Origin of the sequence: Geothrix sp. 21YS21S-2 (genome assembly GCF_030846775.1) — a bacterium.
Classification (GTDB): Bacteria; Acidobacteriota; Holophagae; order Holophagales; family Holophagaceae; genus Mesoterricola.
Window position 1 is genome coordinate 752,631 of sequence record NZ_CP132910.1, and the last position, 14,581, is coordinate 767,211.

Genomic DNA, 14,581 nt, shown 5'->3' on the forward strand with positions numbered 1-14,581 from the left:
CAGGAGGAAGTATGCCCCGGCTCTCCCAGCGCGATCAGCATCCAGGGAACATTACCGCGGTAATCCCGGCAGCCCTCACCCTGGCCTTCCTTTCCGCCTGCGGCGGCGGGAGCAAGGGTGGCACCCCGTCGGCGACGCCGGACAATCCCTTCACCCCCGGGCCCCGCATCCTTTCCGTCCTGCCTTCAGGCGGGGCTGTGGACACGCCCGTGAGGATCACCGGCGTGGGCCTGGGGACCGTCTCCGGCGTGACGTTCAGCCCGGGCGTCGCCGCGTCCTTCGACGCCTCGGACCTGGAGGTCACCACCACGGTGCCCCGGGGGGCCCAGACGGGCCCCGTCACGGTCACGACCCTCGCGGGGGAATCGGCCAGCGCGGCCTTCACCGTCCCCGCGACGCCGGATGCCCCGGTCCTGGACCGTTTCGACCCGGCCAGGGCCCAGGCCTACACCCCGATGACGATCCTGGGGTCGGGCCTCGCCAAGGCCACCGCCGTGACCGTCGGCGGCGCCGCCGTGGGCTGGTTCAGCGCCACCGACACGAAGATCCTCACCTCCGTCCCGGCAGGCGCCGGCTCCGGGAAGGTGGCCGTGACCACGCCGGCGGGCAGCGCGACCTCGACGGCGGATTTCACCCTGGATCCCGGACTGCCGGGCCCGCCGTCGATCACCAGCATCGAGCCCCTGAAGGGGCCCGTGAACACGGTGGTGCGCCTTTTCGGCAACGGTCTGCTCCCGGTCACCCGGGTCGAATTGGCCGGCAACGCCGTCGTCTTCACGCCCGTGAACGACACGGAGCTCACGTTCACGGTCCCTGCGGGGGCCTCCACCGGTCCGGTGTCGATCACCGCCGCCACCGGCGCCGCCCTCACCCCCCATCCCTTCACCGTCACCTCCGAAAGCCGCCCGGCCCCCACCTTCACGGGCTTCACCCCCCTGACGGGCCCCCCGGGCCAGCGGGTGGAGATCACCGGCACCGGGCTCTCGGCGATCACCTCCGCGACGATCGCCGGCCAGCGCGCCCCCACCTTTTCCTGGGGGGACACCTCCCTCACCGTCTGGGTCCCCGGCGCCAACGCCGCCTCCGGCCCCATCGTCCTGACCCACGGGGACGGCACCATCACCCACCCCACGCCCTTCACGGTCGTCCACCCCGCTCCCGTCATCACCCGCATCGATCCGGTCACGGGCCCGGAGGGAACGTCCGTGGGGATCTGGGGGAGCAACCTGGATCCGGCCACGGAAATCCTCTTCGGATCCACCCGGGCCGTGTCGGTGACCTACAACCTGGGCTCCGTCATCCGGGTCCTCGTGCCCAAGGGGGCCACCACGGGCCCGGTGACGGTCACGGGCCCGGGCGGCAGGGCCCAGTCCGACCAGACCTTCACCGTCAAGGCCGGAACCTCCACCGCCAACAGGAGGATCTCGGGGCTGTACGTCACCCAGGCCACCCAGCGCATGGACCGGTCCGTACCGCTCGTGGCCGGCCGCAGCGGCCGGGTGCGGGTCTTCCTGGAAGGCGACGCCTCCCTCCCCCAGGCTCCCGCGGTGCGGGTGACCGTGACCGACGCGGCCGGCGGCACCCTGGTCACCCGGGACATTCCCGCCCCCCTGGCGACGGTGCCCCTTTATACCGACGACACCCGCGAAGGGCGGTCCTGGGATTTCACCCTGGACGGGGCGTTCGTCCAGCCCGGCAACGCGATCCAGGCCCGCATCCTCGGCGCGGGGACCGACCTGTCCGCCGCCGACGACGTCTACCCCCCGGGCGGCGCGCCGCTGCCCCTGAACGTGGTGGCGGTGCCCCCCATCGGGATCACCCTCATTCCGGTCCAGCAGGGCGGAACCGTGGGCCGGGTGAGCGACGCGGCCCGGCCCCTGGAATCCTGGCTGACCCTGGCCCGGCAGATCTGGCCCCTCAAGGACATCGATCTGGTGAAGGCGCCGGTCATGACCTGGAGCGAGCCCATCACGGAGGACATCATGACCTGGGTCCGGCTTCGCACCGCCATCGAGGCCAACCGGTTGACCGCCGATCCCCGAAGCCGCCGGTACCATTACGGCGTGATCAACCGCGGCCCCTCCCCCATGATCTCCGGACTGGCCGACATCAGCGGGCGTCCCGACAACCTCGCCAGGTCCGCGGTGGGCTTCGACGCCGAGGGCAGTCCCTTCGACCGGTCCTATTACGGAACCTTCGCCCATGAACTGGGGCACAACCTGCGGAGGTACCACAGCCCCTGCGGCGGAGCGGCAGTGCCTGACCCGAGGTATCCGTACCCGGACGCCGAACTCGGCGCCACCGGCTTCAACATGGCCACGGGCAAGGTGATCGCCCCCCGGGCCCAGTCGGACATCATGAGCTACTGCTACCCGCGTTGGATCAGCGACTACGTCTACAAGGACGTGCTGGCCAACCGGGCCTGGGAACTCGGCACGCCGCGGTCGACAACCGAGGCCCGGCCGGGCCTCGTGGTCTGGGGCACGCTCTCGAAAGGGGGCGCGGTGCTGGAGCCGGCCTTCCAGGCGGCGGACTGCTCGGACCAGCCCGCCCCGGGGGACTGCACCCTCGTGCTACGGGACGCCACCGGCTCCATCCTCCAGGAGATCCCCTTCGAGGCCCAGGAGGAAGCCGACCTGCCCCAGGGCGAATCCGTGCGGACCTTCGCCTTCTCCATCCCCCTGAGCCCGCAGGTGGAAGCCGCGCTGGCCAGCATGGAGGTCGTCGACGCTTCCGCGAGGGCCGAGGGCACCGTGCGCCGGGCTTCCCGGTACTTCGCGTCGCCCACCGGCGCGGCCCTGCCCCGGGACCCCGTGGCCACCGCGTGGGGTCCGGGCACGGTGCATCTGGGCTGGGACGCCGCAACGCACCCCATGGTCATGGTGACCGATCCCGCCACCGGGGCCGTCATCGGCATGGTGGAGGGGGGCTCCGCCGACCTGGCCACGGACGCGCGGGAGCTGGACCTGAACATGAGCGCCGGCATCCGCAGCGTGCGCAGGCGGGTGAAGGTCACGCCGTAGGGAAGTGCTTTCGCAGGATCCCCTGCAGCAGCCTGGGCAGCAGGCCGGAGGACGTCGCCCCCAGCACGTAGACGCTGACGGCCTTGAGCTCGCTGCCCAGTTCGAACAGGGCGCCGTTGTCCACGCCGGTGCCCAGAAGCAGGAAGGGCACCTTGCCGCCCAGGGCCTCCAGGAGGATCCGGATGCGCTTGCGGTCGTCCATGCCCAGGGACGCAACGTGGAAGAGGACGAGGCTGCGGGTGGAGGCGGCCAGGTCCTTCATGTTCTGGGTGCCGGGGGCCACCCGCGCCAGGGGCGGAAGGTCCTTGAGGATCTCCCGGAGGCGGGCTTCCAGATCCGCGTCGCTCGACACCAGCGCCAGGCCGGGGGCGGTCTCCGCGCGGTGCGCGGCGCCGCTGCGCTCCTCGTCGGCTCCGCCCCGTCCGCTCTGGATGATGAGCTCCTCCTCCTGCTTCTGGAAGACCCACCGGGCGAAGGTGTCCAGGAGGGCGCCCTCGGGCCGGGGCCGGAACTCCAGGCCCAGGATCCGGTCCTTCACGTAGCGGACCTTGGCCTTGGAGTTGATGACGATCTCGGGCGTGACGGTGAGGGCGATGTGGATGATGTCGTCCACGTCCACTTCGCCTTCCTCGAAGTCCCGCTGGGCGAAGATCCGCACCCCGCTGGTGCTGAGGTTCACCACGTTGGCCACCAGCAGGTCGTACTTGCGGGAGCTGAAGGTCGCCATGAGCCGGCCCACCCGGTCCACCCGGTGCGAGGCGCGGTAGTCGTCCATGTTCATGACGGTGGGGAGGGCCAGGGACAGGGACTGGCGGCCCCGGGTCATGCCCACGCCCAGGGTGCGGGTGGGGGCCTCGTAGAACTGGTGGCCGTAGGGGAACCGCATGCGCAGCTCGGGCGAGCGCAGGCCGAAGATGGCGTCCTCCCGGCTCATGAGCGCCGTGACGTGGACGGCGTCCTGGTCCAGGCGGAGGAAGTTGGATTCCAGGCGGAGGTAGGGCGTCACGAGCAGGAGGAGTTCGCCCTTTTCGCAAACGTTACGCATCGCCTCACGTATCACGTCAGGGTTGCGGATGGTGGAATCGAGCTTGTTCTCCATGGGCTCCGGGGGCGGTTATCCGATCATAGTGCAGGATTTTCCCCAGTGGCGGGAGAAAATCAGCTGTAGCCGCCCATCTGGCGCCGGATGATGGGGCTGACCAGGACCCACAGGATCAGGGAGGCCGCCAGGGCCACGGTGGCGCAGAAGCCGAAGAGCACCGCCAGGGGGACGGTGCCCATGAGGCCCGCGGCCTTGCCGGCCAGGTACGACCCCAGGCCCGTGGCGAAGAACCAGGCCCCCATGAGCTGGCTGCTCATGTGCTTCGGGGCCAGCTTCGACACGTAGCTGAGGCCCACCGGGGACAGGCACAGCTCGCCGATGGTGTGCATGAGGTAGACGCCCCCGAGCCAGCCCATGCCCACCTTGGTCACCTGGCCGGGCACGGCCTGGGCGATGAGGGAGGCGGGCACCAGCAGGTAGAAGCCCAGGGCCGCGAAGAGCAGCGCCAGGGCGAACTTCACCGGGCTGCTGGGCCACTTCCCGGCCCTGCGGGTCCACAGCCAGGCGAAGACCGAGCCCAGGAGCACGATGCCCGTGGCGTTCACCGACTGGAACCAGGAGGCGGGGATCTCGAACCCGAAGATCACCCGCTCGGTGAACTCCTTGGCGAAGAGGTTGAGGCTGGAGCCGGCCTGCTGGAAGACCGCCCAGAAGGTCATGCTGAAGCAGAGCATCATGCCCACCACGCCCAGGCGCTTGAGGTCCTCGGGGGTCAGCGTGGGCGCGGCCACGGTCTCGCCGGTGGCCGTGGTGGCCGCGGCGCGGCCCTGCACGATGCCCTTCTTCAGCAGCCAGGACACCGCCGCCATGGTGCCCACGGAGGCCGCGGCGCCGCCCAGCAGCTGGATGGGCCAGTTCTTCCCGCCGATGACCATCCAGGCCGAGGCCAGAAGCACCAGGAGGAGGATGGCCAGGAAGCCCATGCCGCGCGGCGGGGCCTCCTTCTGCCCTTCGGGCAGGTTCACGTCGACGATGAGGTTGCGCCGCAGGACGAAGTTGGCCAAGCCCAGGAGCATGCCGAAGCCGGAGAGCCCGAAGGCCCAGGCCCAGCCCGAGGGGGAGTGCAGGCCCATGCGGGTGAGGAAGGCGATGAAGGTGGGCTGCTCGGCCATGTAGCCGCAGAAGATGGGGGCGATCATGGCGCCCAGGTTGATGCCCATGTACTCGTAGGTGAACGCGCCGTCCCGGCGGGGGTCCTCCTTGGTGTAGAGCCGGCCCACCGAGGCGCTGACGTTGGGCTTCAGGAGGCAGGTGCCGATGGAGATGAGCACGAGGCTCGCCACCAGCCCGTTGAGGCTGCGCACCTGGAGCAGCAGCTGGCCCGCGGCGATGAAGAGGCCGCCGAGCACGATCGTTCGCTTCGCGCCGAGGAAGCGGTCCGCGATCTGCCCGCCGGAGAGGGCGAACAGGTAGATGGCCAGGAGATACCCTCCGAAAATGCCCGCCGCCTGGGGCTTCTCCAGCCCCATGCCCCCCAGCGCCACGGGCGCCGTGAGGTAGAGGATGAGGATGGCGCGCATGCCGTAGTGGCTCCAGCGTTCCCACGTCTCCGTGAAGATGAGGACCCAAAGGCCCGCGGGCTGGCCCTTGGGGGGCGCAGGGGCATCCGTGCGAAGGTCTCCGCTCATGGGCAAGCTCCGAATGATTGTCACCTTCTTTATACCTTCTTTTTATTCAAACCCTTGTCACAACTGCCCAAAGGCCAATTCAGGTATGCTGGCCCGAGTCCGACTGGATTATCCGAGGTGCCTCCATGCCCAGCAGCCTGTTCGACCATCTCCGGGACATGCACGATCACATGGCCTGGGCGGACGCCGTGTGGTTCGAGGCCTGGGGAACGTCCGGCTTCCAGGACGACGAGGACCTCCGCCAGCGCGTGCGCCACATGGCCGACACCGAGTCCGCCTTCCTGATGGTCCTGCGGGGCGAGCACGTCCGCTTCGACCCGGCCACGCCCCTGCCCTCCTTCGAAGCCCTGCGGACCCATACCCGGGCCAACCACGAGGCCTACCGGGCCCTGTTCCGGGAGATGCCGCCGGAAGGCCTGGGCAGGGACCTGGTGGTCCCCTGGTTCCCCGGCCCGCCCTGCCACATCACGGTGGACGAGGCGCTGACCCAGGTGGCGATGCATACGCAGCACCACCGGGGGCAGCTGATGACGCGGCTGAAGGGGCTGGGGGGGAAACCCCTCAATGTGGACTACATCATCTGGACGTGGAAGAAACGGCCGGAAGGCAGGTGGGCCTAGCGTGTCTTGACAGGATCCGCAGGCTTGGCCGGAAGCTTCATGGGCCTGGCCTCCATCGCCTTCAGCACCTCCTGCACGCCGCGCTCCAGCTGCAGGTCGTGGCCGTCCCGGATGGAGGCGGGGTCGTTCTCCACCTCGATGTCGGGCGTGACCCCCTCCCCCTCGATGATCCACTCCCCGGTGGGCGCGTTCGTCCCCGACTGCGGCACGAAGACCGTGCCTCCGTCCAGGAGCGGGCCGGAGTCGCTGATGCCCACCACGCCGCCCCAGGTGCGCTTGCCCACCAGGGGGCCGAGGCCCGCCAGGCGGAAGTGGTAGGGGAAGATGTCCCCGTCCGAGGCGCTGGTCTCGCTGACGAGGCAGGCCATGGGGCCGTGGAAGACCGTGGAGGGGTAGGTCGACGGGAACTCCGAGGTGCGGCCGAAGCGCGTGCCCAGGAGCTTTCTCCCCAGGCGTTCCAGGACCATCTGGCTGACGTTGCCGCCGCCGTTGGCCCTGTCGTCCACCACCAGGCCCTCCTTGCGGATCTGGGGATAGAACCACTTGATGAACTCGGCGATGCCGGGCGCGCCCATGTCGGGAATGTGGATGTAGCCCACGCGGCCCCCGGAGAGCCTGTCCACGCGCTCCTTGGAGGCGAGGACGAAGTCCAGGTAGAGGAGGGCGTCCTCGCTGGCCACCGGGTTGTAGGTGACGCGCCGGGCCCCTTCGGCCACGGGCTTGCCGTTCAGGGTGAGGGTCACCGGATCCGGGTGGTTGCGCAGGAGGGTGTAGGGGTCGGTTCCGGCGCCCAGCTCGACGCCGTCGATGGCCAGCACGTAGTCGCCTTCGCGGGCGTCCACGCCCACCTCGGTGAGGGGGCTCCGGTACTTGGCCTCCTCGTTCTGGCCCCGGAAGATCTTCGCGATGCGGTACCGCCCGGCCTTGGCGTCCAGCTCGAAGCGGGCGCCGGGCAGGCCGTACCTGGCGCGCTCGGGCACCAGGTAGTCCCCGCCTTCCACGTAGGCGTGGCCGATGTTCAGCTCGGAGACGAGCTCGGTGAGGATGTAGGTGAGGTCGGAACGGTGGGTGACGTGGGGGAGCAGGGCGCGGTAGCGGTCGCCCAGGGCCTTCCAGTCGTAGCCGTGCATGTTCTTCACGTAGAAGAAGTCCCGGTAGCGGCGCCAGACCTCGTCGAAGATCTCCGCCCACTCCTGGGCGGGGACGGCGTCGACGTGGAGGCCCTTGGTGGAGACGGGCTTGCGGTCCTTGGCGTCGGGCTTGACGTCCACGAGCACGTACGATTCCTTGAGCTTGACCAGGGCCTTGTCGCCGGAGGCGCTGAAGGCCAGGCCCCGCACGTCGGCGATCAGCTCGGACTCCTTGCGCCTGCGCAGGTCGAAGACCGTGAGGCTGCCGCCGGGAGCCGGTTCCGTGGCGTAGAACCGCGGGCCGCCCCTCACGTAGGAGAGCGTCCCCTTCGAGGCGTGGAGGCCCATGAGGTTGCCCATGGGCAGGGGCACGCGGGCGCAGCGCTGGCCCAGGCCCTCGAAGTCGATGGCGACGGTCCGGGGCCCCCTGGCCTCCTCCTTCTTCTCCTCGACGGCCACCTCGTCGCTTTCCGGCGGGAAGGGGTGGGGCGTGTCCCGGCGCAGGGCGTAGGCGAACACGCCCGTGTTACTGGCGCCGGCGTAGTCGAACTCCAGGTTGCTCATCAGCGGGGCGTAGTCCCGGCGGCTGAGGGCATACAGGTACCTGCCTTCGGGGTCCCAGGCGGGGGACGTCACCGGGGCCTGGTCGGAGGTGACCCGGTGCAGCTGGCCGTCCCAGATCCACAGGGAATCGAAGCCGTTGGCGTTGCGAAGGGTCAGGGCCAGGAACCTCCCGTCCGGGGACCAGGCGTGCTCCGGGATGCCGCCGTGGGTCTCCCGCGCGGCCTCGACCACCTTCCGGTCGGCGACGCCCACGACGTAGAGGACGCCGTTCTTGTCGGTGAAGGCCAGGCGCTTGCCGTCCGGGGCCCACTCCAGGGAGGTGAGGAAGACCGACAGGCCCGAGGTGAGGGCCACGGGTTTGCCCTTGCCGTCCTGGTCCATGACGTAGACCTGCTCCTCGCCGCTCATGTCCGAGATGAAGGCGATGCTCTTCCCGTCCGGGGACCACTGGGCGCGCTTGTCATGGTGCCGGGAGGAGTTCGTCAGGTTGCGCGTGGGTCCCTTCTCGACCGGCGCGGTGAACACGTCGCCCCGGGCCACGAAGAGGGCCCGCTCCCCCTTCGGGGACAGGCCGAAGCCCTCGATGAACTTCTCCACGGCCAGATGGGTGGGCCGCGAGGCGCCGCCGTCGGTGGGGACGCGGACCAGGATGGCCTTGTCCGAGCCGTCGCGGGTGTCGAGCACGTGGAGCTCGCCGTTGAGCTCGTACACGATGCGGGCCTGGTCGGAGGAGGGCCAGCGCACGTCCCAGGTCCTGCTGAAGGTGTGCTGCTTCACCTGGTCCGTGGCGGGGTCGGCGCTGTAGAGGTTGAGGGTGCCGTCCCGGTCCGAGGCGAACCAGACCCGGTCCCGGATCCACATGGGGTCGCGCTCCGTGCGCCGGGTGTGGGCGATGGGCCTGCGCTCCAGCGTCGCGGGGTCGATGACGTAGAGGTGCTCCGCCCAGCCGCCCTGGTAGCGCTTCCAGTGGCGGAAGTCGCGGAACTGGGGCGTGTAGACGATCCGCTTGCCGTCGGGGGAGAAGCAGCCCGCGCCGGATTCCTGCATGGGGAGCACCGCGGGCAGGCCGCCCTCGCGGGGCACCGTGTAGAGCCGGCCGTGGACGGAGACGCCGTTGGCGTCCCGCATGGACCGGAAGAGGATGGACGTCCCGTCCGGGGTCCAGCCCATCACCTGGTTGTCGTAGCCGCCCCGGGGCTTCAGGGGCCCGCGGGCGGGGTAGAACGTCAGCTGCCGGGGCACGCCGCCCTCGGCGGGGATCACGTAGACCTGCTCGTCCCCGTCGTACTGGCCCGTGAAGGCGATCCACCGCCCGTCGGGGCTGTACTTCGCGAAGAGCTCCAGGCCCGGGTGCGCGGTGAGCCGGGTGGCCGTGCCTCCCGTGGCGCCGGCGGTCCACAGGTCGCCGCCGTAGGTGAAGACCACCCGGTCGCCGGAGATGTCCGGGAAGCGCAGGAGCCGGGTCTGGGCGCCGAGACCGGCCGCCAGGGCGAGGGACAGGACCGGGGTGAGGAACCGGGTAGCCGGACAGGACATGGGGCCTCCAGGGGATCGTGAGGCTATTGTATTGCGAGGTATCTTCCCGGGGCGGCAAAAATCACCAGAGCGGGCCGACCTTCCCTTCCCGGAGGACCACGCCGGGACCTTCGGGCAGATGGATCGCGCCCAGGTAGGGCTTCACCGCCGGATCGAAGACGACGGTGACGGGCCCGTCGGCCCCCGGCGCCCCGTCCCAGCCGTCCCGCCCGCCCAGGCCGTCGCCGCCGCTGCTGCCGCCGGGGCTGCCCATGCCGCCGTTGCCTCCCCGGCCTCCCCTGCCGCCCTTTCCGCCCGAGCCCCCCGCGCCGCCCCGGGAGGCGACGGTCAGGCTCCCGCCGACGGGATCCACCAGGTAGAAGAAGGTGTCGCCTCCCGCTTCGCAGCTGGCCATGACCAGGGGCCCGGGCCGCAGGGCCAGGCGCACCTCCACCGCGGGACCATCCCCGCCGCGGCTCCCGTCCTGCCCGTCGCCGCCGTTGTCGCCACTGCCGCCGTTGCCTCCGGGCGAGGGGTGGTCCGGGTCGGTGGAGCCCATGCTCCCGTCCGAGCCGTCCAGGCCCGCCGAACCGTCCGTTCCGGAGATGCCCGGCCGGCCCCGGAATTCGCACGTGAAGGGATGGTCATACCGCACCGGCACCGCCAGCTCCGTGCGCAGGCCCGGCTGGCTTGGAAGGGTTATCACGAGGCGCCCCGCCAGGCCGTCACTGGCCCGGGGGTCGCGCGGCAGGGACACCCGCCCCTTCGCGTCCACGGTCACCACCGTCGCGGCGACCTGGAGGTCCTCCCAAAGGACCTTCCCCTTTCCGGCACCCTCGGTCAGGTAGGGGGTCCCGTCCCTTCCCTGCAGCTTCACCACCAGGGGGACCCGCTCCCCCGGCGCGAGCCCATGCGGCAGGCTCGCCTCCAGGGAGGCGATGGGCGTCTTCTCGAGACGGACCCGGTAGCCGAGGAGGACCTTCACCGACGAGCATCCCGCCAGCAGGAGCAGGGAGGCCGCACCCAGGGAAACGCGCCATCCGGACATACGCATGCTCCACCTCCCAGGATCCAGGACTGTCCATGGCTTTCAGGGGAATGGACGCGCCGGGCGCCTTCGAGGTTGAGTCCCCCGGCCGGAGTGCGTCAGGCCGCGGAGCGCAGGAATTCCGAGAAGCGCCGGTCCGCGTCGCCGAGGTGGTCCGCCAGCCAGAAGTTGAAGAAGGCCACCAGGTCGCGGAGGATCTCGGGGGCGCCGTTCCGCCACTTCTCAAGGAGGGCCTCGATGCGCCGGGTGCATTCCCGGTGCTGTTCCACGTGGGCCTGCTTGAACGGGTACCCGGACCGCTCCATGGCCTCCTCCTCCTCCCGGAAGTGAAGCTCCACGTAGACCATCAGGAAGGTGATGGACCGGTTCACGCCCTCCCTGCTCCGGCCCTCCTCCAGGCGCACCGCCAGATGGTTGATGGCGCGGATCATGGCCTTGTGCTGGGAGTCGAGCTTGGCGTCCCCCATTTCCCAGCCCTTCTGCCAGACCATCGATTCCATATGCATCTCCCGGATTGCCCGATTCTCCCAGGAGAACCCGGGGACGGTGAATACAGTAGATTACTTAGATTCTGCGGGCAAAATCCAGGATATGAATAATTACGTCAGCCGGCCCCGATCCTCCCTCCTCAGGGCTGCAGGACCACCTCGTGCCTTTCTTCGGCCTGGAAGCCCTTCGCCGCCGTTTCGGCGCCGCGGTAGAGCGCCCACCCCGGAAGGCCCCGCTGGAAGGTGCGGGTCATGTGCCACAGTTCCAGCCGGCTGTTGGCGGTGTAGAGGTAGAGGGTGCGCTTCGGGTTGTAGGGATTGGGCAGGGCGATGGCCAGGCCGTCCCAGGAGCTGCCGTAGGTGCGTCCCTGGAACCGGAAGAACCCCTTGCCGAAGGTCACGGGCAGCTTGTGCTCCTCCGTGATGCGCGCCAGGAGGCTGTTCTCCTCGGGGCCGCCGAAGACCACCAGGTCCCGGGAGGCCAGCTCCTCGTCGGTCACTTCCGCGTCGGGCTTGACGGGGGGCAGGATCTCCGTGAACGCGTCGGCCATGAGGTCCCGGCAGTTGATCGCCAGGGAACGGTTGGCCTCCACTTCGCGGGAGGTGCCGAAGACGTAGAGCGTGTGGTCGAAGTCGTCCAGGAGGTTGGGGAGGGTGTAGGGGTTCTCCTGGCGGGTGGGCAGGTCCCGGCCCGCGTTGAAGACCACGCGGGTGGGCCTGTCGGCCACGTGGTACGTGGTGGAGCCCATGGCCTCGTCCATCTCCAGGCGCACGAAGCGGGAGCCCTTGGCCGAGCCCAGTTCCAGGAAGGTGACGAAGTGCCAGGGCCTGCCGGGCTGGGTCACCTTGACGGTGACGTCGAAGCCTTCGGCGGCGGTGGCCACGCTGGCGGTGATGATGGGGTCGGGCAGGTCCTCCCTGCCCACCCACTGCTGGATGAAGGGCTTCAGGTCCCGTCCGAGCGACTTGGAGAAGGTCTCCGTGAAGTCCGCGGTGGTCATGGGGCGGTTGCTGAACCCGTCGTGCACCGCGGCCATGGCCTTGGCGAAGGGGCCGTTGCCCACCAGGAGGCGCAGCTGGTGCAGCAGGAAGGTGCCCTTGATCCGGGGGATCTGGTAGGCGCCGTAGCGGTCGTAGGCCACCCGGGCCTTGGCGGGGGCCAGGGAGCCCTCCTTCGAGACCACGTAGGCGTAGCGGGCGTTGAGCTCGGCCAGGCTGTCCCGCAGGGACGCGGCCGCCTTGTCCTGGGCCTCGGGCAGGCGCTTGAGGAGCCCGTAGTACGCCGCCGAGCCGCTCACGAACCAGTTGTCGCCGTCGGTGGCGGGGAGCACGGTGTTGGACCAGAGCAGGCGCTTGGGATAGGCGTGGACGTCCTTGGCCGCGGCCAGGTCGGGCTTGGGCGCGGTCGCGGCTTCCTGGGCGGCGGCGCGGGCCTGCTTGAGGCGGTCGGCGACGTAGAGGGGGCTGAACGTGGTGAAGCCCAGCGTCAGGTGGGGCGTCGCCCCGGGGAGGTCGGCCATGAAGCGGCCGCCCACCCACTTCTCGCGCAGGGTGGTCTTGCCGAAGTGGGCGATGAACATGAGCTTCTCGGCCATCTCGGAGGTGGTGAGCTTGCCGTCGCAGGCATGGGGGCGGTTGATGGGGCTCGAGCCGTTCAGCTCCACGCCCACCTGCAGGTCGAACTTGCCCTGGCCGTAGCGCTTGTAGAAGTCCTGGAAGGCGATGTCGCGGTTCCAGGTGTTGAAGGCCAGGTCCACGGGCTCGTTCTCGGCGTTGGGGACGCGCTCCTTGCGCACGCCCAGGTCCCGGTTGTTGTTGTCGGCCCACACGAAGTCCTTGAGGCCCGCCGGGGTGTCGGCGGGGTGGCCCTTGCTGCCGGTGCGCCACATCTTCGTCTCCTTGGTGCCCAGGAGGAAGACGGCGCCCTCGTCGGTCTTGATGTCGGCGATGGTCCAGTCGTTGGTGTAGAGGCCGTTGTTCCTGTTCTTCAGGATCTCCGCCACCTGGTCGATGCTCGTGGCGTACTGGGCGGCCTGGCGGATGCGGTTGGCCTCGGGGGTGCCGTCGGGATTGAAGGGGGTCTGCTGGACGGTGGTCTCGCCGATGACGATGCCGGCGTCGTTGATGTACCAGTCCGCGCCCGAGCTGATGCCGCCCGGGAAGGTCTGCATCACGAAGCGGTGTCCCTTCGCGGGCTGCACGTCCACCATGACGTTCCAGTCCACGCCGGTGTATCCAGGAGGCCACATGAAGATCTGCCCCATGACCACGCGGCCGTCGGAGGACGCCGACTTCGTGGCGATGAAGGAGGAGCAGCGGTCCCCCTTCCCGCCCGCGGCGGCCTCGTCCTCGGCCTTCAGGAAGCTGCGGCCCGTCAGCGGGGAGGCGGTGACGCGCGTGGCGGCGGCGATCTCGCCCAGGTCGATGTCGGAATTGGCGGTGACCACGTCCAGCACGTCCAGGGCCCGGCCGCGGAACTTCGCGCCGGCCTTGGCCGCGCCGTCGGCGATGCCCTTCATCTCCTCCAGGAACTCCGGCTCGTACTTGCGCAGCATGAGGGCGTCCGCCAGGGTCCGCTGGCGGTCCCAGCCCCGGACGGGGTCGGCCTTGTCCTGCAGGATGGCCAGCTTGTCCACGAACAGCGCCAGCTCGGAAGCCACCAGCTGGCCGTACTGGACGCCCCGGTCGTAGGGCTCGCCCTCGATGTGCAGGACGATCCAGCCGCCGTCGTCGTAGCGGAAGCCCTTTCCGGCCCAGCGCACCGTCTCCGTGGGGATGATCGCGCCGATGTCGTCCACCTGCTCCAGCCTGAGGTCGTCGAACCAGGCCGCGCCCGCGGTCTTCCCGTTGCGGCCCAGGTGCAGCTGGACCCGGTCGTTGGCGGTCGTGGCGAAAAAGGCCACCGAGACGCGCTGGGAGCCGTCCCCCGCCACCGTCGGCGAGGCGTTGGTGAAGGGGAAGCTCTTCATGGAGACGCAGGCCCCGAGGGCCGTGGGGTAGCGGGCCGTGGGATCGGGGTGCACGCCCTTGGTGCGGATGAACGCGCTGAGCCGGTAGAGACGGCCCACCTCCAGCTTGACCGGCTCGGAGACCACGGTGGACTCGGCGCCCCCGGCAGGGTTCTCGAGCCGGAGGCTGCGGAACCCCGCCTTGTGTCCCAGCCCGACGGAGACGGTCGCCCCGTTGGCCTTGGCCAGCGTCCAGCCAGCGACCTGCGAGTCCTTCTGCTGCTCGAAGCCGGCGTTCACCAGCGGCAGCAGGGCCGGATCCGACGCCACCAGCGCCATGGCAGAAAAACAGATACCCAGGAACGGCCAGGATCCACGCATCATGAAATCTCCAATTACCTCAAACCATGATGCAGCAATCCGGGCCGTCCTGGAAATGGAACATGTGCCGCGCCGGGGATCCGGACCCGGGACCCGGCCGCCGCGGCGAGGATCCAGCCTCCGGAGGGGGGCCG

The 14,581-nt window shown here is 69.9% G+C and carries 8 protein-coding genes; 2 read left to right on the forward strand and 6 right to left on the reverse strand.

From position 1 onward, the window contains the following. Positions 1-11 precede the first annotated feature (11 nt). A complete protein-coding gene (locus RAH40_RS03380) occupies positions 12-3,023 on the forward strand; it encodes an IPT/TIG domain-containing protein (protein ID WP_306600667.1) in 3,012 nt (1,003 codons plus the stop codon). On the opposite strand, the gene RAH40_RS03385 is transcribed toward RAH40_RS03380, so the two are convergent. After that, the gene (locus tag RAH40_RS03385; RefSeq protein ID WP_306600668.1) at positions 3,013-4,068 is read right to left on the reverse strand and encodes a PilZ domain-containing protein; all 1,056 of its coding nucleotides are present in this window, start codon (positions 4,066-4,068) and stop codon (positions 3,013-3,015) included. The two genes, RAH40_RS03380 and RAH40_RS03385, sit on opposite strands and share 11 nt — an antisense overlap. A gap of 113 nt (positions 4,069-4,181) precedes the next feature. Next, positions 4,182-5,753, reverse strand: a complete 1,572-nt coding sequence (locus tag RAH40_RS03390; protein ID WP_306600669.1) for a peptide MFS transporter — start codon at positions 5,751-5,753, stop codon at positions 4,182-4,184. Positions 5,754-5,878: 125 nt separating this feature from the next. Between RAH40_RS03390 and RAH40_RS03395 the strand changes: the two genes are divergently transcribed. Then, on the forward strand, positions 5,879-6,373 hold the full coding sequence (locus tag RAH40_RS03395; protein ID WP_306600670.1) for a DinB family protein: 495 nt from the start codon (positions 5,879-5,881) through the stop codon (positions 6,371-6,373). On the opposite strand, the gene RAH40_RS03400 is transcribed toward RAH40_RS03395, so the two are convergent. The 4 genes from RAH40_RS03400 to RAH40_RS03415 all read right to left on the reverse strand — a co-directional run bounded on the left by RAH40_RS03400 (position 6,370) and on the right by RAH40_RS03415 (position 14,450). Then, complete coding sequence (locus RAH40_RS03400) at positions 6,370-9,603, reverse strand: S41 family peptidase (protein WP_306600671.1); 3,234 nt, start codon at positions 9,601-9,603, stop codon at positions 6,370-6,372. The two genes, RAH40_RS03395 and RAH40_RS03400, sit on opposite strands and share 4 nt — an antisense overlap. Positions 9,604-9,664: 61 nt before the next feature. Next, complete coding sequence (locus RAH40_RS03405) at positions 9,665-10,630, reverse strand: hypothetical protein (protein ID WP_306600672.1); 966 nt, start codon at positions 10,628-10,630, stop codon at positions 9,665-9,667. 98 nt (positions 10,631-10,728) lie between these two features. Then, positions 10,729-11,130, reverse strand: coding sequence for a bacteriohemerythrin (locus tag RAH40_RS03410; RefSeq protein ID WP_306600673.1), 402 nt, complete (start codon positions 11,128-11,130; stop codon positions 10,729-10,731). A gap of 128 nt (positions 11,131-11,258) precedes the next feature. Beyond that, positions 11,259-14,450: a C45 family autoproteolytic acyltransferase/hydolase gene (locus RAH40_RS03415; RefSeq protein WP_306600674.1), complete on the reverse strand. Its 3,192-nt coding sequence runs from the start codon at positions 14,448-14,450 to the stop codon at positions 11,259-11,261. Positions 14,451-14,581: the final 131 nt, after the last annotated feature.